General features: G+C 58.5%; 21 protein-coding genes. 4 read left to right on the top strand and 17 right to left on the bottom strand.

Features of this window, described 5'->3' with window-relative positions:
- Positions 1 to 147: 147 nt before the first annotated feature.
- From rsfS to CVV65_RS10090, 7 genes are all read right to left on the bottom strand, one after another.
- On the bottom strand, positions 148 to 498 hold the full coding sequence (rsfS, locus tag CVV65_RS10060; RefSeq protein ID WP_013075226.1) for a ribosome silencing factor: 351 nt from the start codon (positions 496 to 498) through the stop codon (positions 148 to 150).
- Between the two features lie 38 nt (positions 499 to 536).
- Complete coding sequence (gene yqeK / locus CVV65_RS10065) at positions 537 to 1,112, bottom strand: bis(5'-nucleosyl)-tetraphosphatase (symmetrical) YqeK (RefSeq protein ID WP_100668015.1); 576 nt, start codon at positions 1,110 to 1,112, stop codon at positions 537 to 539.
- A complete protein-coding gene (nadD, locus tag CVV65_RS10070) occupies positions 1,109 to 1,720 on the bottom strand; it encodes a nicotinate-nucleotide adenylyltransferase (RefSeq protein ID WP_100668016.1) in 612 nt (203 codons plus the stop codon). The genes yqeK and nadD overlap by 4 nt, the downstream gene beginning before the upstream one ends.
- On the bottom strand, positions 1,717 to 2,589 hold the full coding sequence (locus tag CVV65_RS10075) for a shikimate dehydrogenase (protein ID WP_100668017.1): 873 nt from the start codon (positions 2,587 to 2,589) through the stop codon (positions 1,717 to 1,719). Before CVV65_RS10075 ends, nadD begins: the two co-directional genes overlap by 4 nt.
- A 68-nt stretch (positions 2,590 to 2,657) precedes the next feature.
- Positions 2,658 to 2,879 (bottom strand): hypothetical protein, encoded by a 222-nt coding sequence (locus CVV65_RS10080; RefSeq protein ID WP_100668018.1) that lies wholly within the window; start codon positions 2,877 to 2,879, stop codon positions 2,658 to 2,660.
- A gap of 62 nt (positions 2,880 to 2,941) precedes the next feature.
- On the bottom strand, positions 2,942 to 4,033 hold the full coding sequence (gene yqeH, locus CVV65_RS10085; protein WP_100668019.1) for a ribosome biogenesis GTPase YqeH: 1,092 nt from the start codon (positions 4,031 to 4,033) through the stop codon (positions 2,942 to 2,944).
- Positions 4,030 to 4,557 carry a YqeG family HAD IIIA-type phosphatase gene (locus tag CVV65_RS10090; RefSeq protein WP_232059687.1) on the bottom strand — a complete coding sequence of 176 codons (528 nt, stop codon included), beginning with the start codon at positions 4,555 to 4,557 and terminating at the stop codon, positions 4,030 to 4,032. Before CVV65_RS10090 ends, yqeH begins: the two co-directional genes overlap by 4 nt.
- 452 nt (positions 4,558 to 5,009) lie before the next feature.
- On the opposite strand from CVV65_RS10090, the gene CVV65_RS10095 reads away from it, so the two are divergent.
- The gene (locus CVV65_RS10095; RefSeq protein ID WP_198591990.1) at positions 5,010 to 6,806 is read left to right on the top strand and encodes a peptidoglycan D,D-transpeptidase FtsI family protein; all 1,797 of its coding nucleotides are present in this window, start codon (positions 5,010 to 5,012) and stop codon (positions 6,804 to 6,806) included.
- Between the two features lie 7 nt (positions 6,807 to 6,813).
- On the opposite strand, the gene CVV65_RS10100 is transcribed toward CVV65_RS10095, so the two are convergent.
- Genes CVV65_RS10100 through CVV65_RS10140 form a run of 9 tightly spaced genes read right to left on the bottom strand, consistent with a single transcriptional unit; the run spans position 6,814 to position 15,982 of the window.
- Entirely contained in the window at positions 6,814 to 8,109 is a 1,296-nt protein-coding gene (locus tag CVV65_RS10100) for an aminotransferase class III-fold pyridoxal phosphate-dependent enzyme (RefSeq protein WP_198591991.1), read from the bottom strand.
- Positions 8,091 to 9,761, bottom strand: coding sequence for a M20/M25/M40 family metallo-hydrolase (locus CVV65_RS10105; RefSeq protein ID WP_157935469.1), 1,671 nt, complete (start codon positions 9,759 to 9,761; stop codon positions 8,091 to 8,093). Before CVV65_RS10105 ends, CVV65_RS10100 begins: the two co-directional genes overlap by 19 nt.
- A gap of 36 nt (positions 9,762 to 9,797) precedes the next feature.
- Complete coding sequence (locus CVV65_RS10110) at positions 9,798 to 10,760, bottom strand: D-2-hydroxyacid dehydrogenase (protein WP_100668024.1); 963 nt, start codon at positions 10,758 to 10,760, stop codon at positions 9,798 to 9,800.
- Between the two features lie 30 nt (positions 10,761 to 10,790).
- The gene (locus CVV65_RS10115) at positions 10,791 to 11,504 is read right to left on the bottom strand and encodes an ABC transporter ATP-binding protein (RefSeq protein WP_100668025.1); all 714 of its coding nucleotides are present in this window, start codon (positions 11,502 to 11,504) and stop codon (positions 10,791 to 10,793) included.
- The gene (locus tag CVV65_RS10120; RefSeq protein ID WP_100669394.1) at positions 11,497 to 12,264 is read right to left on the bottom strand and encodes an ABC transporter ATP-binding protein; all 768 of its coding nucleotides are present in this window, start codon (positions 12,262 to 12,264) and stop codon (positions 11,497 to 11,499) included. The genes CVV65_RS10115 and CVV65_RS10120 overlap by 8 nt, the downstream gene beginning before the upstream one ends.
- On the bottom strand, positions 12,261 to 13,238 hold the full coding sequence (locus CVV65_RS10125) for a branched-chain amino acid ABC transporter permease (RefSeq protein WP_157935470.1): 978 nt from the start codon (positions 13,236 to 13,238) through the stop codon (positions 12,261 to 12,263). Before CVV65_RS10125 ends, CVV65_RS10120 begins: the two co-directional genes overlap by 4 nt.
- A complete protein-coding gene (locus CVV65_RS10130; RefSeq protein WP_100668027.1) occupies positions 13,235 to 14,107 on the bottom strand; it encodes a branched-chain amino acid ABC transporter permease in 873 nt (290 codons plus the stop codon). The genes CVV65_RS10125 and CVV65_RS10130 overlap by 4 nt, the downstream gene beginning before the upstream one ends.
- Positions 14,108 to 14,143: 36 nt before the next feature.
- The gene (locus CVV65_RS10135) at positions 14,144 to 15,298 is read right to left on the bottom strand and encodes an ABC transporter substrate-binding protein (RefSeq protein WP_232059841.1); all 1,155 of its coding nucleotides are present in this window, start codon (positions 15,296 to 15,298) and stop codon (positions 14,144 to 14,146) included.
- Between the two features lie 24 nt (positions 15,299 to 15,322).
- A complete protein-coding gene (locus CVV65_RS10140; protein ID WP_170085842.1) occupies positions 15,323 to 15,982 on the bottom strand; it encodes a GntR family transcriptional regulator in 660 nt (219 codons plus the stop codon).
- 358 nt (positions 15,983 to 16,340) lie between these two features.
- Between CVV65_RS10140 and CVV65_RS10145 the strand changes: the two genes are divergently transcribed.
- Positions 16,341 to 17,300 carry a glycosyltransferase family 2 protein gene (locus CVV65_RS10145; protein ID WP_157935471.1) on the top strand — a complete coding sequence of 320 codons (960 nt, stop codon included), beginning with the start codon at positions 16,341 to 16,343 and terminating at the stop codon, positions 17,298 to 17,300.
- 129 nt (positions 17,301 to 17,429) lie between these two features.
- Here the strand turns inward: CVV65_RS10145 and CVV65_RS10150 are convergent, their stop codons facing one another.
- Positions 17,430 to 18,269, bottom strand: coding sequence for a CsxC family protein (locus CVV65_RS10150; RefSeq protein ID WP_100668031.1), 840 nt, complete (start codon positions 18,267 to 18,269; stop codon positions 17,430 to 17,432).
- Between the two features lie 185 nt (positions 18,270 to 18,454).
- Here CVV65_RS10150 and CVV65_RS10155 point away from each other — a divergent pair, with 185 nt between their 5' ends.
- Together CVV65_RS10155 and CVV65_RS10160 are read left to right on the top strand one after the other, a co-directional pair.
- Positions 18,455 to 19,498, top strand: coding sequence for an NAD-binding protein (locus CVV65_RS10155; protein ID WP_100668032.1), 1,044 nt, complete (start codon positions 18,455 to 18,457; stop codon positions 19,496 to 19,498).
- Entirely contained in the window at positions 19,495 to 20,484 is a 990-nt protein-coding gene (locus CVV65_RS10160) for a GDP-mannose 4,6-dehydratase (RefSeq protein ID WP_100668033.1), read from the top strand. The genes CVV65_RS10155 and CVV65_RS10160 overlap by 4 nt, the downstream gene beginning before the upstream one ends.
- The last annotated feature ends 11 nt before the right edge of the window (positions 20,485 to 20,495 follow it).

Below are 20,495 nucleotides of genomic sequence, written 5' to 3' on the forward strand. Positions count from 1 at the left end.
GAAGGTATCCAAAAGAATCAACCCTCACCCGCCGCTGGTTGCCTGTTTGGGGCGAAATCTACACTGAAATTCCCTGCGATCGACTGCCAATTGTATGCTATATTATACATGGATCGACAAAAGGTGTCAATTTGTTGTCGGGAGATGTCACGAGGACTGGGACAACATTGGGGCATCGCCCCAGAGGCGTTCCAGCTGATAAAACTCCCGTTCCTCCTCTCGGAACACATGCACCACCACATCCCCAAAGTCGAGCAGAACCCACCTGGCTTCATCACGTCCTTCGAGACCTTGGAGCACCGCCCCGTGTTCCTCCATTTTTTCGCGCACATGATCTGCGATGGCCTGCACCTGGGTTCTGGACTGACCGCTGCAAATCACGAAGTAATCAGCGATGATGGAGAGTTCTCCAATATCGAGGATCACCACATTCCCGGCTTTTTTGTCCGCTGCGGCATCCGCCGCCAGGCGCGCTAAACTGGCCATCTGTGCACTCATTCCCACGCCTCCCCTGTTGGATTGCTGGTATTGCCCCACTAGCGGCTCCGCCCACCGCGGACCCGGGACCAGCATTCGTTTCTCGCCAACACCGTCAGTACAGCCACCGGTCTCCCGCGATCAAGAAGATCCCGCAGGCTGGCGTCGAACATCTCCGCCAGAGCCCTGTCCAAATCCTGACTGGCCAATTGGCGAAGCCGATCCACTCCGGGATAGGCCCGCCCGGGCTCCACAGCGTCAGCCAAACACACCACCCTTTCCAAAAGCCCCATCCCCGGGCGCCCGGTGGTGTGATAACGGACGGCATCTGCAACTTCGTCATCTTCCACCCCGAATTCCTGCCCGAGCTTTGCGGCGGCGATGGGTCCGTGCAATACGGCCACGGGTCCAAAGAGCTCCCGATCGACACCCAGTCGCCGGGCTTCCTCTTCCAGACGATCGGCGGGCCATTCCCGGGCCCAATCGTGGATCCAAGCCGCCAGGCGCGCTTTATCCTCGTCTGCCCCGTAGCGCTTGGCCAGTCGTTCGGCTTCCGCCACCACGCCCTCCACGTGAGCGAATCGCGCCGGGCTCAGGGCCCCTTTGACCTTCTCTTTGATCTGCTCTTCCGTCATCGCACCCGCCCCGCCCTTTTATACAACCCTTTTGCCCGGATCAATTCCTGAACAGCTTGGGGCACCAATACACTGACCGTTCTCCCTGCCTCCAGACGAGCCCGCAGTTCTGAAGATGAAACCTCCAGCCGGGGCATCTCCACCACCTCGAGAGCAGCTCTGGGAAATTGCTTGCGAACAACGTCCATCCCCTTATGCTCGTTATACCCCGGCCGGACCACCGCAATCAAGTCGGCTAAAGAAACAATCTCTTCGGGGGATTTCCACATCGGGAATCCCAGGAGTTGATCCGCGCCGATAATCCATGCGAATCGCACATCCGGGTGCCGAGTCCTCAGATAACGAAGGGTATCCACGGTATACGATGGGCCTTCCCGGTCGAGTTCCACCCGGCTCACCCCGAGGCCCGGACGGTCAGCCACGGCAACTTCAACCATGTGAAACCGATCTTCGGCCGGAGTATCCGGCGCCTCTTTGTGTGGCGGAATTCGGGTTGGAACAAAGAGTACGCGTTCTAAACCACAGGCATCCAACACGTATTCCGCCGCGACGATATGTCCAATATGAACGGGATCAAAGGTGCCTCCGAAGAGCCCGATCCGTTTCATATATCGGAGCCCCCTTTGACCGCCCCATCGTCCAAACCTTCTTCCACCACCGCCCGCATGTCCGCCACTGGCGCCGCCAGTCCCGTCCAAATCCGGAAGGCCGCGGCACCCTGAAAGACAAACATGCCCACCCCGTCACAGGTGGACCGTCCCAACTCTCGGGCGCGCTTCAGCAACAGGGTCTCCCTTGGGTTGTAGACGATATCGCTGACCACACAGTCCTCCCGGGTCCACCCCGGATCGAAGGGCATTGCGCCCGTGCCCGGGCTCATCCCGACGGGTGTCGTGTTGACACAGAGGTCCGCTTCCCGAAGCCACACCTGCAGTTTGTCCCAGCCCCCGGCCTGCATTCGGCCGGGCCCCAGGCGGCTGAACTCGTCGGCGAGCCTCTCGGCTTGCGCCGGGCGCCGGGCCACCACTCGTACCAGGGCCCCCTCCCGCACCAAAGCGTGGGCAATGCCTCGGGCAGCGCCCCCGGCGCCAACCACGACACAGACCTTCCCTTCCACCGTCAAACCGGTCTCCGCATGCAGGGCTTCCACATAACCCCAACCATCCGTATTATAACCGGTCAACCGCCCCTCCTGAACAAGCACGGTGTTCACGGCTCCAATCTCCGCAGCCTCATCGGACAGCTCGTCCACTAGGCGGCATGCCGCCTCTTTATGGGGGACTGTGATGTTCCATCCCCGGAACCCCAGCGCTCGAAGACCTCGCATCGCGTCAGGGAGATCTTTGGGTTGAACGTCGAAGGCATTATACCGCCACGCCAACCCGAGCCGCTCGAAGGCCCGGTTGTGCATCACGGGCGATAAAGAATGCCCCACCGGATGACCGATCAAGGCCACGCGGCCTTCCACCTGTACCATTCCCCGCCCCCACTTTCCCGTACGGCCGCTCTCTTTCTCCCATCATACCATGAGCATCGGGACAACGGCTATTTTCGAAAATCCATTCTCAGTTTGACATTCGTGCCCTCAAAGGCGATGTGGAGATCGTGGAGATGATAATCCTGCAACTCCGGCTCACTCTCCCGGGCCCGCTGGACCTCCCGGCGCAACCAATCGAGCCAACCGTCAACATCGAAGATGATCGGCTGGGAAGAAACCGAGGGCAACGACAGGACCCGAACCACCCTGCGTCTCCGTAACGTCTCCAAAGGGGCAACCTCCTCACCGGCGATCTTACTCAAGCCATATGCGGAAGTTTTCACCCCTAGACTCAAACCAAGGCCGGGCGCAACTCCGTTTCAACCCCCTCGGGCACAAAGAGGGCCACCCGGGCGCCCCGCCCCCGGGCCGAGACCCATCCCAGGCCGGCCACCGCCAGGTCGACTTTCTCTCCGGGTTCGAGTTTCCACTCGGTGCGCGCCACGGGTGTAACTTCCGCAAGACAGCGCTCACAGGGAGGGACCAGGTCCTTGCCGGCGTGCTTTTCAAAGAAAGGCTGGGCCCGGAGTACATTCGTCCGATGGATGGGAACCCGATTGGAAAGAAAGCAAACAAAAGGTTGTCGATCCCCCTCCAATACGTCCAACCGGGCCAATCCCCCCAGCCAAATACTTTGCCCGGTCTCCAACGAATAGACCCGGGGCCGAATCGGCTGAACAGGCACCACCGCCCGCAGGCACGTCGGACACAACCGATCCACCACTCGGTAGCCCGCCGTAATGCCGGGGGTGTCCACCCATTTTCGCCCTTCCCCGCGGTCGATGGTCACCGCATTCAAAGTCGTGCCCGGCACCCGGGACGTGGTGAGGGGGCGATCCGACGAGATTTCGGCGGCTCCCATCAACGCGTTGAGCAAGCTCGATTTTCCCGTGTTGGCGGCGCCCATAAAATACACCGCTCCGTCGACCCGGTTCAGATCGGCGAGCAACCCGGGAATCCCGATTCCCTTGTGAGCACTGGCCAAATACACGCGCTCCACCCGGAAGCCCTCACGCCCGAGCTGCCGTTCAAACCACCGCCGAACCCGATCGTAATTCGTTTCCCGGGGCAAAAGGTCGATTTTGTGGACCACCAGCCATTGTCGATCCCCGGCCACGTCGTTCAGGTCCGGGATTCGCGTGCCCGTCCAATCAAGAATATCCACCACCTGAACCACCAGGGCCCGCTCCTGTTTTGCCCGGGCCAAGACTCCCCGCAGGCGCTCGGGAGGCACCGCAGCAGGGGCGATTTCCTGATAATGGATGATGCGATAGCAGCGGCGGCACAACACCCCGGGTTCATCCATGCGATGCGCCGGGACGTAGCCGGCTTTTCCCGGGTCTTCGCTTTGAAGTTCCTCCCCGCAACCACTGCAGACCTTCATCCTTGATGCTCCCCCTCAGAGATCCGATGCAGGGACGGGGCAATAAAGCGCAACACCCGGCGTTCGACGAGCCGCATCACCCGGGTCCCCACCCATTCCTTATCGGAAATCGGCACCACGAGAATCGTGTACATCCCCATCCGGTTTCCTCCTGCAATGTCCGTAAATAACTGGTCCCCGATCATCGCCGTTTGCCGGGGGTGGGTGCCCGTGATCTCCAAAGCCTTCATAAACGCCCGCATGCGCGGTTTCCCGGCTTCGTAAAGGGCCGGGATATTCAACTGTTCCGCAAAAGGCCGCACCCGGACCTCCTTGTTGTTGGATACGATACAGACCTTCAACCCCCGATCCCGCAAATCGTCCAGCCAATGGACCAACTTGTCCGGTGCTTGGGGCTCGTTCCAGGCCACCAGGGTATTGTCTAAATCCGTGACCACTCCGAGCAAGCCTTTGCGGACCAGGGCCTCGGCATTCACGGCGTAAATCGACGGCACGTACACATCTGGTACAAAAAGGCGCAGCACAGCTTCCACTCCCCGCCGCGAATCGCAGTCGTTCCATCGCATCCTGTCAACCTGGAATGGTACCACATTCCAACCCGCGATCCAAGCGGAAAAACGCCGTCCTTCTGCTGCGCCGTTAACTCTTCAATTTTGACGGATTTTTCGAAAGTGAGTTTCCGTGCCGTATCCTCGTTCATCCGGGTTACCGGCTGGCCAGTCTGCCGATTCCAACTCCCGTCCCACGTCCGCCCGGTACGGAGGACGCATGCGATTGGCCGGGCCAAGATGTTTGTTCCCGCAAAAGTGTCCGCAGGCGTGCCACGGGGTTGGCTCCAGGTTCCCGCCACCTTTGAAGTAGGGTGCCAAAAAGTTGCAGACTCACAGGCGGTCGCTAAGGTTTCCCAGTGAAAAACCGGGCGATACTGGAAAGGTCGAAGGATACACAGGTGGTGAAGGAGCGGGGAGGGATGGCCGTGAAACGCTGGGGGCACAGCCGTCGCTTGTTCATTTGGACCGGAGCCTGGACGAGCTTGGTGGCACTGCTCGCCGGGCGACTGTTTTTTATTCAGGTGGCCGATGCCCGCAACTACGAAGGCCACGACCTCCTGGCCCTGTCGGTGGGACAGCGCCAGGAGCAGTTTGTGGTGGACTCCGGCCGGGGCAACATCTTAGATCGAAACGGCCAATCCCTCACCGGCCACACCTTCCTCGGTCTGGTGGTCTTGCCTCCTTGGCACCCAGACCTTCAGGATCCGAACCTGGCGCGGCTGGCCGCCATCTTGGGGCGCCCGGTCAACCAGATCCAATCCGCCCTGGCCTCGATGAAACAACCGGGTCTGCTCAGCCTGCCCGGCCCAGGGGGAACTTCCACGTCCATCGAATTGACCGACGCCCAGGCGGCCGCCGTTCAATCTCTGGGAATAGACGGGATCCTGCCCCGCCAGGTCACGGTGAGATACAACAATCAATCTCTGGCCCGCCACGTCGTGGGGTTTATCGGGGAAGACCCGAATCTGGTCACCCAGGTTTACGACGGGCGCTACCCCCTGAACGAACCAGTGGGCAAAATGGGTCTGGAGAGCGTGTTCCAGGAGGATCTTCGCGGGAACGGCCCCGCTCGAACCCTTCATTTTTATGTGGATGGGGAAGGCCGGCCCTTGCCGGGGCTGGGGATCCGAGAAGCGACCCGGCCGGATACCGGGCTGAACGTCCAGACGACCCTGGACATGGGGTTGCAAAAGATCGTGGAGTCGGCCATGGACAAAGTGGCGCTGCCCCGAGGCGCCGCGGTGGTGATGGACGTGCATACCGGCGACATCCTGGCCATGGCCTCCCGGCCGAATTTTGACCAGAATCACATTCCGTCCGGGGCCGCCAACTACCCGAAAAACCTTGCGGTGGAGGCCGATTTTCCCGGATCCGTATTTAAAATCGTCGATGCCACCGCCGCCTTGGACAAAGGGCAGCTCACCGCCAACACTCCTTTCGACTGCACGGGCTCGATCCAAATCGGGGACGGGATACTCAAGTGTTGGAAGGTGCACGGGCATGAGACCGCGGAGCAAGCTTTCGCCCAGTCCTGCAACGTGGCCTTTGCGCAGATTTCTATGAAGCTGGGGCGTCAGAACATTGAGGATTACGCCAAGGCCTTCGGTTTGGGCCAGAGGCAGGGACAAGTGGTGGATGGCCGGGATGTGTTCGATGAGGAAGACCCGGGCTCAATCTTTGTCGGGCCGGGCAATGCGCTGCGCTTGTTGGCAAACACCGGGATCGGGCAGGAAAATGTTCGCATCAGTCCCCTCCAGGCGGCGGTGATGGCCGCCACCATCGCCGGGGATGGCAAGCGGCCGGTCCCACGGCTGGTAATGGGACTCACCACCGCCCAGGGAGATCCGTATCGGACATTTCCCACCCAGTCTCCGGTTCAGGCCATCAACCCGGCGGTGGCCAAAGAAGTTGGTCAGTGGATGCGGGAGGTCATCGCCTCCCCCCAGGGCACCGGGGACCTTCTCGCCCAGGCGGCCTGGCCGGTGGCGGGGAAGACCGGCACGGCCCAGACCGGCCAAACCCGCCGGGTCAATCAGTGGTTTGTGGGGTATTTTCCCTACGATCACCCCCGTTACGCCATCGCCGTGGACGCCCTTGACATCTCCGACAGCTCGGGACTGCGCTACCCCGAGCCCATCGTTCTCGACATCGTCAACGCCCTGGCTCACCTAGGCACAACCCCGCAGACGAGCGGCGCCCCCCAATCCGGCGTGGGGAGGTGAGAAACGTTCAGTTCACCGACCGCACCGCAGCCGCGACCGAATCGCGAAACACTTGAACCGCTTGATCAATGTCCTTCTTGTCCACAATGAGAGGCGGCATGAAGCGAACCACCGTTTTACCCGGTCCGCAAGATAAGAGGATCAGACCCCCCTGTTCGCACCGTGCCAGAATTTCTTTCACCATGTCCGAAAGCTCAGCCCCGGACCCGGGATCCCGGAATTCCACAGCTACCATCAGCCCGACACCCCGGACGTCGTAAACCTCTTGAAATTCCGCCAAGGATTCCCTCAGTTGTGCAACCAGATAATTCCCCATCGCCCGGGCATTGTCGATTAATCCGCCCTCCAGCAGGTCCAAGGTCGCCAACCCCGCCGCACAGCTCACGGGATTTCCCCCAAAGGTCCCGCCGTGCGCCCCGGCCGGCCAACGGTCCATCAAATCTTGCCGAGCGATTACGGCACTGAGGGGAAAGCCCGAGGCGATTGCTTTTCCAAGAGTGAGAATGTCGGGCTTCACCCCAAAGGTTTGATAAGCAAACAGATGTCCCGTACGCCCGAATCCGGTCTGAACTTCGTCAAAAATTAACAGAATGCCGTGTTCATCACAGATGCCTCTCAGTTTCTCCAGAAAGCTTCGGGGAGGGATGACATATCCGCCCTCCCCCTGAACCGGCTCGACAATGATTGCCGCCACCCGGTCCGGGCTGACCTGCAATTCAAAGAGATCGTTGATACTCTCAAGACTTGCGCGCACGGCTTCCTCCGGATCTTCTCCCGGCGCGGGTTTTGGATACCGGGCAAAATACACGCGCCGAAGAGCCGTTTCATACATGCGGCGGTAGGCGGCGTTCGAACCGGTCAAGGCGAGGCTGCCAAGGGTTCGCCCGTGAAAGGAATGAGCAAAGGCGATCACTTCCGGGCGCCCCGTGACGTACTGGACCAGTTTGACAGCCCCTTCATTCGCCTCGGCCCCACTGTTGCTGAAATAAACCTTGGTGTCCCCGCCCGTAACCTCGACCAGTCTCTCCGCCAGCTGGACATACGGTTCGTAGTAAAACACATTGTGGCCCACGTGAATCATCTGGCGCATCTGTTCCGCAGCCCGCTGAACCACCGCTGGATGGTTGTGACCCGTATTGGTCACCGCCACCCCGCTGGCAAAATCCAAGTAAGCCTTCCCGTTCTCGTCATAAACCCAGCATCCTTCAGCCCTCACGATACCCAGTTTCGTCGCCCGGGAAGCCACCGGCGGAAACACTCTGAGGGCCCGTTCGTACAGGGTCGTCAATTTTCTTCCTCCCATTGTCGATTCTCCCACAGCATCTCTACCACTCGCTGGATCAACTTCGGCAAAACACCAAAACTGTACGGAATGTACAATCGCTCAGTCCATTTGTGGGCATCAAAACCATAAACACCGAGGTTTATAGCCGGAATCGATAACTTTCTGATTTCATCAAGGGGCACAGAATACGTGGTTCCCCAGCCGGGAAAATTCGCTGTAAACATGTGAACGGCCCGGGGCTCATCGACCATATTTAAATAACTGCTATCGGACAGGTAAGGAAAGAAAGGGCGGATCTTTAAGACCTCGCCGTATCTCGCCGCCACGGCCCCAGCCGCCGCCTCCACAGCTTTCAGCACCCTTCGGTGATCCGGTCGTTCTTCCTGAAGGCGATTCCGCGGACAAAAGGGAGAACTATAGTAAAGCAGGATGAGTGGGGAGGTTTGCCCCGCAGCCGCCAAGCACCGCTCCACCAGATCCCGGGTAGCTTCCCTCTGGTCTACTTCAACGGAGTACCGGGTGTTTCGGAGAACATCATCAACCCGAGCCCGAACCCCATCTTCGAGGCCCTCCAGCCACTCCGAAAAGGTCAGAACAGGCATATCCTCCCTTTCATAACGCGGCATCTGCCCCTTGACTTCGGCGAATTCCGTATACTGGTCCATATAGCCATTTCTCAGGGCCAATGCCCGGTCTCGAGCCGCCTCGACTTTCCGCTTCACTTGTGCCAGCACTGCCTCAGGAGTCGAATTCAATACAAACCAGTTAAAATACAGCCAGGCTCCCCCGGCCGTCTGCACATTGTAAGCCGGTTTTAGATCCCGCGCATAAAGAGCGACGGGTGGCTGACCGGTCTCAAGTCCCACCCGGTCGCAAAGCTCCGGGTTGTAGTTCAACTCCCGCAGACACTCCGCCATCACGAAAACGGGATCGAGGCCACCAAAGGCCTCTCCAACATGGGTTTCTCGCCCACGTATCAAAACGTTGAGCAGCAGCTTGCCCGTTGCTCCGGTGTACAGGTAACGCGCCGAATCGCCTTCGTAGCCCGCCGTGACATAATCCGCGTTGACCGCACACATGAGTTGAAGATTCTCTTGTTCCCTAAGCCGCAACAGTTCCGAGAGAGCCGCCATGATCCCACTATGTTGATTCTCTTCCACAGGGTTAGCCATGAACAGAATACTTCCCGGGGGCTCTTCCGGACGGTTAGACCAAAACTCAACTAATTTCATGTGTACAGCTACGCCACCCTTCATATCAAGGGCGCCCCGTCCAAACAACCAGTTCCCTGACGCAGCCTGCTCCTTGACCCGATCATCAGCACCCGAAAACCTTTCGATCTCCTTCTTTAGCGCATCGGATTGGAAAGCCAGTTCTTGGAGCGGACCGTAATCCTCGATGCCTACCGTGTCCAAATGGCCATGCAGAAGCACCGTGGCCGGCGTCTGTCCTTTCACCCATGCAAATACATTTTTCCGCCCCAAGGGATCCCCCGGAATCTCCTGTGTCCATACGCGATGAGGGAAACGGCGGAAGTAGGGTAACTTTTTTAACCAAGTCACCACAAATTCCGCCACATCCACTTCGCCTGGGGTGCCGTTCACAGACGGAATGGCCACCAATTGCTTGGTGAGCTCCACGAAACCTTCCACGTCATTGACTGCTTTCACTGCTCGCACCTCTCTCAATGGACCCGGCTGCGCCACTCATTGGACGGCAATTTCGTGAACCAGGTGTAATCCTCTCCTATAGCGGTCCAGGTTCTCCAAAAAACAACTAACAGCCCTACTCAGATATTCACGGGTTTTCGCCGCCATGTGCGGGGTAAGAACCACTCCAGGAGTATTCCACAGCGGGTGGAGGGCGGGTAGTGGTTCTTGTTCGAACACATCCAGGGCGACTCCCTTCAAGCCCCCTCGGCGCACCACCGAAAGCAGACCTTCGGTATCGACGCTCGACCCCCGTCCAACGTTGATGAAAACGGCGTCCCGCTGAAGCTTTTCCAGACGCTCTCTGTTCCAAAAGTGTCGAGTTTCCAGTCCCCCGGGCAGTGTGGAAACCACCACGTCCGCCTCGCTCAGAACCCAGTCCAAATTCTGAATGCCCACCACCTGTTCAAAACAAGGTGAAGGCCGAGCCGAGCGGTTAATCCCGATGGTCTTCATCCCAAAAGCTGAGGCCCGCCTCGCAATTTCTTTACCGATGGCCCCAGTTCCGACCACGGCTAACACTTTCCCTGCTAACTCTGTGCCTGTAATGCTCCGGTCCCAGCGCCGGATCACCTGTAGTCTTTGAAAATGTGCCATATCACGTAAAAAATACAATGTCATAAACAGCACATATTCGGCCACCGCCCCCGCGTGGACACCATGGGTCGTCGTCATCCGGATCCCTCGCCGGCGGAGCTCATCCACAGGAACCCGATCATATCCAGATTGGAGCAACTGGATCCACCGAAGCTGAGGCATGCAGCGCAGGATCCCAGTTGACACATCGTCTCCGTAGGTGGCCCAGATTTCCACGTCTTGTAGAGGGACGGCATCACCGTCCCCTTCCCCCGTTTGTATCACCCGAAAAGGGCGGGCTTTCTCAGCGATGCGCCCGAGCAACGCCGCATCAATTTCTAAAGTAGAAATCCATAACACGGATTCTTCATGCCCCACACCCATCACCGGATCCCCTCTCGTCTTTCCCTCCCATCAGGAGTCGCTCAAACCCAGGTACACTTCCTTGATCCGTTGAAGTTCCGAATCGTCCAGGCGTTCCGATTGGTGGACAATGGTGCCAGTTTCCATCACGTAAACCCGGTCCACGACGTGAAGAGCCGCAGTGGCGTTTTGTTCCACCAATAGGATCGTGGTACCGTCCTCGGCGATTTGGCGAATCGTTTTAAACACACTCTCCACGATTACCGGCGCCAGTCCCATCGACGGTTCATCCAGCATGAGCAGATCGGGCTTCGGGGCGAGAGCCCTGGCAATGGCCAGCATTTGTTGTTCGCCGCCGCTCAACGTACCTCCCAACTGGTGGTAACGTTCCCGAAGGCGGGGAAACAGGTTGAGGGCGTATTCCAGACGTTCTCCGGCGTTCACCCGATCCCTCACCCGGTCTAAAGCCACCAAAAGATTCTCTTTAACCGTCATATCGGAGAAGATGTGCCTGCCTTGAGGAACGTGAGCGATCCCCATGCGCAAGAGCCGCGCCGGGGAAATCCCGACGAGGTCCTGTCCCTGGTACAAGACCTGGCCGCCGCCTGGGCGAATCAAACCGGAAATCACGCGCAAAAGTGTCGTCTTCCCCACACCGTTAGCTCCCAGCAGCCCCACCACCTCACCCCGGTGAACCGTCAAATTCACACCGTGAAGGATTTGGATTTCTCCATAGCCGCCGACCACATTCCGAACCTCAAGCACCGCCCGCGCCCCCCAGATACGCCTCGACCACCCGCTTGTCCCGGGCTATGGCCTCGGGTAGACCTTCGGCAATTTTTTCCCCGTTATCCATCACCATTACCCGTTCGGCAACCCGCATCAAGACTCGCATGTTGTGTTCCACCAGCACCACCGCAATCCCCGCTTCTTTGCAGCGCACGATCAGGTCGGCCATTTGCAAGGATTCTTGAGGATTAAAACCTGCCGTCGGTTCGTCCAAAAGGAGGATCTTCGGCCGAATCATCAACGCCCTGGCCATTTCTACGCGTCGCCGTTCCTGAAGGGAAAGGTGATCCGCTATAACTGACTCCTGGCCGGCCATATCCACGAAGTTCAAAACCTCCCGGGCCCGTTCCACCAGTTGCTGTTCGGACCGTTTCCAAACACGGCGACGAAAAAGAATATCCACCAAATTTCGGTCGGCGTGAACATGACCCCCGACCAGAACGTTTTCCATCACCGTTCCACCCCTCAACAAACGAACGGTTTGAAAACTCCGTCCAACTCCCAAGGAAGCGAGGACCCATGGTGGTGGATTGACCCGCCCTGCCACGACGAACGACCCCTCGGACGGTCGCTGTAAACCCGACAGCACATTTAATAACGTGGATTTCCCGGCACCATTGGGCCCGATGATCCCGAGAATCTCATCACTCCTGATCTGCAGGTCAACACGCCGTACCGCCCACAGTCCTCCGAACCGTACGGAAACCTGTTGGATATCCGCAAGGACCTCCTTCATGCCGCCGGCCTCCTCGCCCGGGCCTTACTCACCGGAAGTCGATTGCGCCGAAAGCCTGTGAAAAGAACCGGATAAACCCCTTCAGGCATAAACACGATCACTGCAACCAGAAGCGCACCAAAAATGACCAGTCGCAAACCGCCCAAGCTTCGGAGCAGCTCCCCGATGAACGACAACAAGGCCGCACCGACGAGCGGGCCGAATAACGTTCCCACTCCGCCAATAATGGCGGTGATCAAAATCATGATGGACTGGTTCAAATCAAAGACATCCGGGCTCACAAAATTGATGGCACCCGCATACAAGGCGCCAGCCAAGCCGGCAATAGCACCGCTCAGAGAAAACACGAGAAGCTTGTACCGATGCACGTGAATCCCGCTCGTCAGGGCAGAAATTTCGTCCCCCCGGATGCACTTCCAGGCCCGGCCGATGGACGAACGCACCAGAATATCCACCAGACCCACGATTAGTGCGAGACAGGCCAGGGCAAAGGCCAGGAAGAAGTTGGGGTACTGAAGGGATACCCCAAACAATTCCGGAGATGGGATGCCTCGAATGCCAGAGGGCCCGTTGGTGAGGGCCGTCCAGTTGTTGAGCACCACGTTGGCAATCACGCCGAATCCCAGGGTGGCAATCGCAAGAAAATGCCCCCGCAGACGGGTGGTGGGCAGTCCCAGCAAAAACCCCGCCACTGCCGGCATCAAACAAGCCATGACAAACGAAGGCCAATATCCCCATTGGTACGTCGTTGTAAGAACCGCCACCGTGTAAGCGCCGATTCCGTAAAAACCCGCCTGCCCCAGGGACATCTGCCCGGTGTATCCCACCAAAAGGTTTACACTCACAGCCAAAACCGCGCTAATCACCGCCAGAATCAATACATTCAGGATGTAAAGATTCTGGACGTAGAGACTCGCTCCCACACAGAGGACGGCCACCGCAACACCAAGCCAGCGTTTCACCCCTTCTTTCACACCTTTTCCCCCCGAACCTTCGTTAGAATGCCTTGCGGCCGGAAAATGAGCACCGCAATGAGCACTCCGAAAACAATGGCATCTTGAAACCCGCTGGAGATATAGCCGGCCGCCAGACTCTGCACCAATCCCACCAGCAGGCCCCCTGCAATAGCCCCGGGCACGTTTCCCATTCCACCGAGCACAACCACGGCAAACGCATTCAGGGTCAGGGATATCCCCATGGTGGGGTACACGTTGTACAGGGGGGCGAGGAGGGCCCCCGCCACCCCGGTCAGTGCCACGCCGAGCACAAACGTTAGAATCGAGATCCTTCGAGTCTGAATCCCGTACAACGTCGCAGTATCGGGGTCGAGGGACGCCGCCCGGACCGATCGCCCAAAGGACGTGTACTGGAGTAGCCCGTAAATCAGCCCACAGAGAACCAGGCTCACCAGGGCCGCCAGAAGTCTTTGTTCGGATAGATAGATCCCGAACAGATGAAGCGTTTGCCCAGACAGCGGGCTGTGCACCACCTGGGGATCGGGGGAAAACAGGTATTGGGCGAGATTCACTAAGAATAAAGAAACACCCAACGAACTGAGCATCATCGTCATCGGATCATTTTGGCGCAACGGATGAAAAGCCAGAAGGTGAACCACGAATCCGACCGCTCCGGCCAGGAGGAAAGCGGCCGCCACCGCCAAGGGGTACGGTAACCCCGCTTGGACCAACAGGTAGGTACCGAACCCGCCCACCATGGCAAACTCCCCTTGAGCAAAGTTCGAAAGGTTCATGACGCCATAGATTAACGTCAACCCCAACGCCACTAAAGCGTACACCGTCCCGTTAATCAGACCGTTGACGACTTGTTGGGCAAAAACCGTCACGACCCCTCACACCTCTCGTCCGACATGAGATAAAACTTACGATTTGGGGCGGTAGATGACAACTTGTTGGCCGTTCTGAACTTGAGTAATCCATACTTTTGCTTGCGCTTGTCCGTGGTCGTCAAAGGTGATGTTGCCCATGACACCCTGGAACTGCTTGATCGCATGCAGAGCCTCCACGACCTTTTTCGGGTCTGTAGTCCCCGCTTTTTTCACGCCCTCCGCATAAAAGTACACTGCGTCATAAGGGGCGGCCGCATAGTAGCTATCAGGAACCTCGCCGAATTTTTTCTTATAGTTCGCCACGAAAGTCTCAATCTTTGGGTCGCCCTGAACCGGTGAAAAGTAATCCGTATGAATCAAACCATCCACGGCGCTCCCGGCCAATTTGATCGGCTGACTGCCCATGAACCCGCCGAAACTATAGAGGTGAACGTTCATGCCCAGGTCTTTGGCCTGTTTGGCGATTAAGGCACCTTCCGCCACAAGACCCGCGATGACCAAGCCTTGGGGGTGATTCGCTTTCATTTTGGTTAATTCGTTTGTGAATTCCTTTTGGCCCACATTGTAGAACTCCATGTCGCTCACCGTACCGCCGCCAGCTTGGAAATTCTGGTTGAACGTCAAGGCAATTCCCCGGCCATAATCGGTGTTTTCCGCAATGATTGCCACGTTCCGGTCCGAAGTTTTTTGCAAGATATAGTCCACTAAAGATTTGACCTGCATGGTGTTGTCAGCAACGTTTCGAAACACATGGGGATAACCGGTCGTGACAATGTTGTCAGCTACAGCCACCGGAACCAGGGTCGGGATGCTGGCTTTCGCGGTCAATCCAGCGTCACTCAACGTATCGGGACTTTTTAGGGTACCCATCCACGCGTCTATGTGTTCTTGATTGATCAGGCGTTGGGTGGCCGTCACGGACTGTGTCGAATTTTGTTGGTCGTCCAAGGCAACGAGCTGTAATTGCCGTCCAAGAAGCCCACCCGATTGATTGATTTCATCCACGGCCAGCTGAGCACCGTTTTCCATCTGCTTCCCGTATAACGCACCACTTCCGGATAGAGCCGTGACAAGGCCGATTTTTATCGGACCTTGATTGGACGAAGAAGCACTTTGTTGCCCTGCGCCCTGGGGCGACGCACATCCCGCCAGTAAGGCCATCATCGCGACGGCTCCAAGCCATTTCATCGTTTTCAAATCCCGGTCTCCTCCTCAGTCCAAGATCGTGCCGCGAGATATTCGCGACAGTACCTCACGAATGTGTTGTTCCATGAAACTCGCCGCTGCCTCCGGTTTCCCCAACTCTACGGCTGCCCGAATAGATTCGTGTTCGGACAAAGCCGCCAGAGAACTTTGATACAGTGTTTGGGAGAGAATCAAAAAACGCTGTACCTGAACATTCAACCGATCGATCATCTCGACGAGACGAGAATTTCCTGCGAGAGAAGCCAAGGCCACATGAAAATCGTGGTCGAGTTCCACATATCGAACGTACTCCCCATCTTGTCTTGCACGATCTTGATCGGCTATGAGTTCACCAAGGCGCGCCATCTGCTCTGGCTGCCTTCGAATGGCTGCCAATTTTGCGGCAAAGGGTTCAAGTGCCAGCCGGCATTCAAACCATTCTTGAACATCCCGCAGGGAGACGCGGGCCACCTCCACCCCGCGGCCGGAACGAAGGGCCACAAGGCCATCATGTTCCAACTGTTTTAACGCTGCCCGGATCGGTGTGCGGCTAATGCCGAGTTGTTCTGCCAACATCTCCTCAGTCAATAATTGACCGGGAAGAAAAGTTGAGTCGATAATACGCTTCTTGAGAATTTGATAGGCTTGCTCCGACAGAGTACCGTTTCGTCCGATGTTAGGAAGCACAACAGCCCTCCCCATCCACGATGCATTGTTTTTGTATACGTATTTGTATACAAAAGATGAGCCATCTACCGTTCGACCCCCAGCGCAATCGGCACATTCACCCCCTTGTTTTCAACGGGATTCTTCACAGATGACCACCACTGGCCGGCTTGGATCATGAAAAATTTTTCTTTTCCATTCCAAGCCATTGCCTGTAAGTAAACTGCACATAAATATTTCGCCACGTCCCTTCACGATTCCTTCATGTTGAGAAAAAATTTTTCTGGATCTCGCGGTCTCGGTCGGAGTCTTCCTCACACACGGCATTTCCCGCCTCATATACTATCCCGTGCCATATTTGCCTACGGGAGGGGTTGCTGTGGACCCCGAGGTCAGCATCATCCTGCCCGCCAGGAATGAACGGGATCATCTGGAACAAACGGTTCGGTCGATTTGGGGCGCCAGATCCGGCGTGACTTATGAAGTGATTGTGGTGGAGGACGGTTCCACCGACACCACGCCGGAGATCGCCGATAGCCTCGCCCACGCGGCTCTGCCCCGCGAATTGGCCCAAAGAAGCCCGGAAGGTTCAAAAGTGCCTGTCCCACACGCGCACGAAAGTCCGCCCGCCGCGGGCCTGAACGTGATCCACACCGGCGGTCTTGGGGCGGCCAGGGCAAGAAATGTCGGTGCCGAAGCGGCCCGGGGGCGAATTCTGGTTTTCTGCGATGCCCATGTGTTTGTTGAGGATGGCTGGCTGGATGAGTTGGTACAGTTACTGCGCTCCGGAGACTGGGATGCGGTGTGTCCGGGGATTGCTGCCCACGACCGGACGGACTTGGCGGGATTCGGGCAGTCGTTGTCCGGGTCCGGAGAGATTCGCTGGCTGCCAAAGCCCGAACAGCCGCAGGCAGTACCGATTCTCCCCGGGGCTTGCATCGCCGTTTCCTCAGAGGTTTTTCGACAGGTGGGGGGATTCGACGATGGCTTTCGCACCTGGGGGTTCGAAGACATCGAATGGTCATTGCGCATGTGGCTCATGGGATGTCGCCTCGGCACGACACCGAACACCGTGGTTCGCCACGTGTTCCGCAAAGTTCATCCCTACGCCGTTCCCTCCTACGATTACTACTACAACTTGGCTCGAATGGCACTCAGCCATTTTAGCGGACCCCGATTGGCCCGGCTCCTACGGGGGCTGTCCACACACCCCATGCGCTTCGACCTGCTGGTGGAGGTCCTTTCACACCAGACCCTGGAACGCCGTCAAGAACTATTTAACGCCCGGGTCCATAGCGACGAGTGGCTTGTCCAAACCTTCGCGCTGCCCTTGGAGTAACGGCGGCACCTCGACACATCCCTTTGTGGCCCGCGTTACCCGCCGATGAAGCCCATCATCCGGATACCGCCCCTCCTGCGGGGGCCGCTTCGGTCGCTCCCGAGCGGCCCCCGATAGCCGGCAAACGTTTCAGACCGGCGGCAGAGGCGGCAGTGTCGTCGGCGTCGGCGTCGGGGTCGGGGTCGGGGTCGGCCCAACCGGAGGAGCCGGATCCAGGACCAGTTGGCGTTGCAACACTTGAATGGTCAGTAACACCATCATCTGCTCCCGAAAGGTGCGGAAACTCCGCTCTCCGATGGGCGGGTCCCCTGCCTGGGAGTCGCGCTCCCCGAGGGGCGTAGAGCTGCCTTCCCCGTAGAGGCGAGGGACATCCGCCTGGAGCACGGCGGCGCTCACCAATTCACAAAAAGGCTTGCTGTCATAGTCAACGATGGTAATGGAGTCCGTTTCCCGAAGCGGCCGGCCAAACCGCCCCACCATTTGGAACTCCTCGTAAATTTCCGGAGCCGGCTCAATGGGCGGCGCCAGGAAAGTCACCGCGGTGACACTCTCAAATGGAACATCCACGATGGTGTGGCGCACATCTCCGCTCACGGCTCTCCGGGTCACCCGAGAAGCCGTGCCGTACTGGATATCCTCCCGAACCCGCCCGCGGACAAACAGCCGATTGGTGGGCATCAGCAGGTCGCATTGATCTAGGAAGACCGTTTTATCGATGCGAAGGATGTCGGTGGCCGGATCCGGCAGGCGAATCGAGGCGTCCAGGTCGATCTGCATAGTGAGTTGCGCCAACAACACCGGGGTCTTGATCGTCACAGGACCCACGGTGGGCACAGGGGTCACCAGCGTGCTCGGCGCTTCGGGAGGTGTTCTGGCTTCCAACACCTCCGCCTCACGGCACTCCGAACGAATCCCGAGCACATCGACGTCGGCAGTCCGGGAGCCGAGACGGCTGCGTGTTCTACTCATTCCTCATTTCCTCCCCTTTCTTTGAGAATCGGGATTCACCACAATGGTATGGCCGAGGTTCTTAAAACGAATCGGCCCCTGTCCAAGGCCGTCGCCCTGTTTTCTCCCCTTCCGCACACGTCCACACGGCGGGCTGCCCGTCTCTCATACACTGGCAACACCTCATCCCTTGGAGGTGGTGCCCCGTGCACATCTGTGTGATTGGCGCGGGCCATATCGGGCAGCACGTTCTCACTCACCTTAGGCGCGTTCAACCCGCCGACGTTCTCACGGCGGTGGACATCGATCCCGATAAAGTAACCGCCCTGCGAGAGCAGGGCATTTCTGCAGACGGCATTTGTCGGGATCCCGACCAGGTCGACGTGTGGATTGTCTGCGTCTCCACCGGGCCCGGGCTGTCCTGGCTCTTTCAAGCCCTGGACGGTATCCGCCCGAAACCCGGGGCTCTGGTGAGCATCGAATCTACCCTTCCGGTGGGAACAACGGCGAAGGCGGCGGAGAGGTTTCGCGCCCGGGGATACACCCCCGGCAAGGATTTTTATCTCACCCATGTCCCTCACCGGGTGTTATTTGGGGTAGACGAAGACCCGACCGGCACCACCCGGGTGATCGCAGGAGTCACGGAGACCTGCCTTCAGGCGGGGATCCAATTTTATACCGCTTGCCAAATTCCCCTTTTTCCCGTCAGCCGCCCGGAGATCGCCGAACTGGCCAAACTCGTCGAAAACTCCGCCCGGTACATGGAGATCGCCTTTGCCGAAGCCTTGAAGATGGGCTGTGACGCCGGGGGTCTCGATTTTGACGAATTACGCCTGGCTGTGGGCACCAAAGACAACGTCCGACTGGCGGATGTCGACTATGGCATCGGCGGGGAGTGTCTGCCCAAGGACCTTGGCTTTCTGCAGCAATGGCTCAACGCCCCTCTCCTTGAAGCTGCCGCCAACACGGATCAGGCGTACCGGCGCCACTTGTTGGAAATCGCCCGGGGCAGGCGGGCGGCCCTTTTGGCGGGGCTCACGTATAAGCCCGGGGTCCCGGTGGTGGAGGGAAGCCGGGCGGTGGAATTGGGCCGACAGCTGCAGCAACAGGGCGTGGAAGTGTTCGCTCAGGATCCCCTTCTCACCGAGGATCAGCTCAAGAAGCTCGGCTTTCTGCCCTATCGGGACGGCGTGGACGTGGACGTGGTGTATTGGCGGGGCAAATGGGAAGAGAGGAGGAGCACGCCATGAACTGGAATGGAGTTCCTGTCCTCGTCACCGGAGCCGCAGGATTTATCGGAAGTCACGTGACGGAGCTTTTGGTCCGGCGCGGAGCCCGGGTGCGGCCCTTTGTCCGGTATAACTCCACCCGCAATCTCGGGTGGCTCGCCCACCTCGACCCGGCCATCCAGCAGGAATTGGATGTGGTGGCCGGCGATCTGGGCGATGCCGAGGCCGTTCTTCAAGCTGCCCGGGGGGTGGAAATGATTTTTCACCTCGGGGCAATGATTTCGATTCCCTACTCCTACGCCCACCCCCGGGAAGTGGTGGAGACCAACGTGATCGGCACCCTGAACATTCTCACCGCCGCCCGGGACCTAGGCGTCAAGCGGGTCATCCACACGTCCACCAGTGAGGTGTACGGAACCGCACGGTTTGTGCCCATCGATGAAAATCATCCCCTTCAGGGCCAATCGCCATATTCGGCGAGCAAAATCGGAGCCGACAAATTGGCCGAGAGCTTTTTTTGCTCTTATGAGCTTCCGGTGGTCACCGTGCGGCCCTTTAACGCCTACGGGCCTCGCCAATCCCTGCGGGGTGTCATTCCCACCATTCTCGTGCAGGCCCTGACCCGGGACCGGATTCAACTGGGCGATTTGTCGACAAAAAGGGATTTTACCTATGTTGAGGACACCGCCGCCGGCTTCGTCCGGGCCGCGGAAGTGGATGAGGCCGTAGGAGAAGTCTTTAACATCGGGAGCGGCCGGGAAATCACCATCGGCGATCTCGTTGAGGAAGTCTTTTCGATCACCGGGCGAAGGCTGCCTTTGGAACAGGAGGCCAAGCGGCTGCGGCCCACTCGGAGCGAAGTGCGCCGACTGTGGGCGGACTTCTCGAAAGCCGCGAGAATCCTGGGTTGGCGCCCCCAGGTCGACCTTCGGGAAGGGCTGGAACGAACGTTAGAATGGGTCAACGACCACCTGGACCGGTTTCCCGCCGACAACTATGTCGTGTGAGGGGGGAGTCC

This window comes from Kyrpidia spormannii, from assembly GCF_002804065.1.
Classification (GTDB): Bacteria; Bacillota; Bacilli; order Kyrpidiales; family Kyrpidiaceae; genus Kyrpidia; species Kyrpidia spormannii.

Bases quoted from the DNA above. Each gene is read 5' to 3' on its own strand.
- CVV65_RS10160 (WP_100668033.1), top strand. From the start codon at position 19,495: ATGAACTGGAATGGAGTTCCTGTCCTCGTCACCGGAGCCGCAGGATTT.
- rsfS (WP_013075226.1), bottom strand. From the start codon at position 498: ATGAGTGCACAGATGGCCAGTTTAGCGCGCCTGGCGGCGGATGCCGCA.
- nadD (WP_100668016.1), bottom strand. From the start codon at position 1,720: ATGAAACGGATCGGGCTCTTCGGAGGCACCTTTGATCCCGTTCATATT.
- yqeK (WP_100668015.1), bottom strand. From the start codon at position 1,112: ATGACGGAAGAGCAGATCAAAGAGAAGGTCAAAGGGGCCCTGAGCCCG.
- CVV65_RS10100 (WP_198591991.1), bottom strand. From the start codon at position 8,109: ATGGGAGGAAGAAAATTGACGACCCTGTACGAACGGGCCCTCAGAGTG.
- CVV65_RS10075 (WP_100668017.1), bottom strand. From the start codon at position 2,589: ATGGTACAGGTGGAAGGCCGCGTGGCCTTGATCGGTCATCCGGTGGGG.
- CVV65_RS10110 (WP_100668024.1), bottom strand. From the start codon at position 10,760: ATGGGTGTGGGGCATGAAGAATCCGTGTTATGGATTTCTACTTTAGAA.
- yqeH (WP_100668019.1), bottom strand. From the start codon at position 4,033: ATGAAGGTCTGCAGTGGTTGCGGGGAGGAACTTCAAAGCGAAGACCCG.
- CVV65_RS10135 (WP_232059841.1), bottom strand. From the start codon at position 15,298: ATGAAATGGCTTGGAGCCGTCGCGATGATGGCCTTACTGGCGGGATGT.
- CVV65_RS10120 (WP_100669394.1), bottom strand. From the start codon at position 12,264: ATGAAGGAGGTCCTTGCGGATATCCAACAGGTTTCCGTACGGTTCGGA.
- CVV65_RS10150 (WP_100668031.1), bottom strand. From the start codon at position 18,269: ATGAGTAGAACACGCAGCCGTCTCGGCTCCCGGACTGCCGACGTCGAT.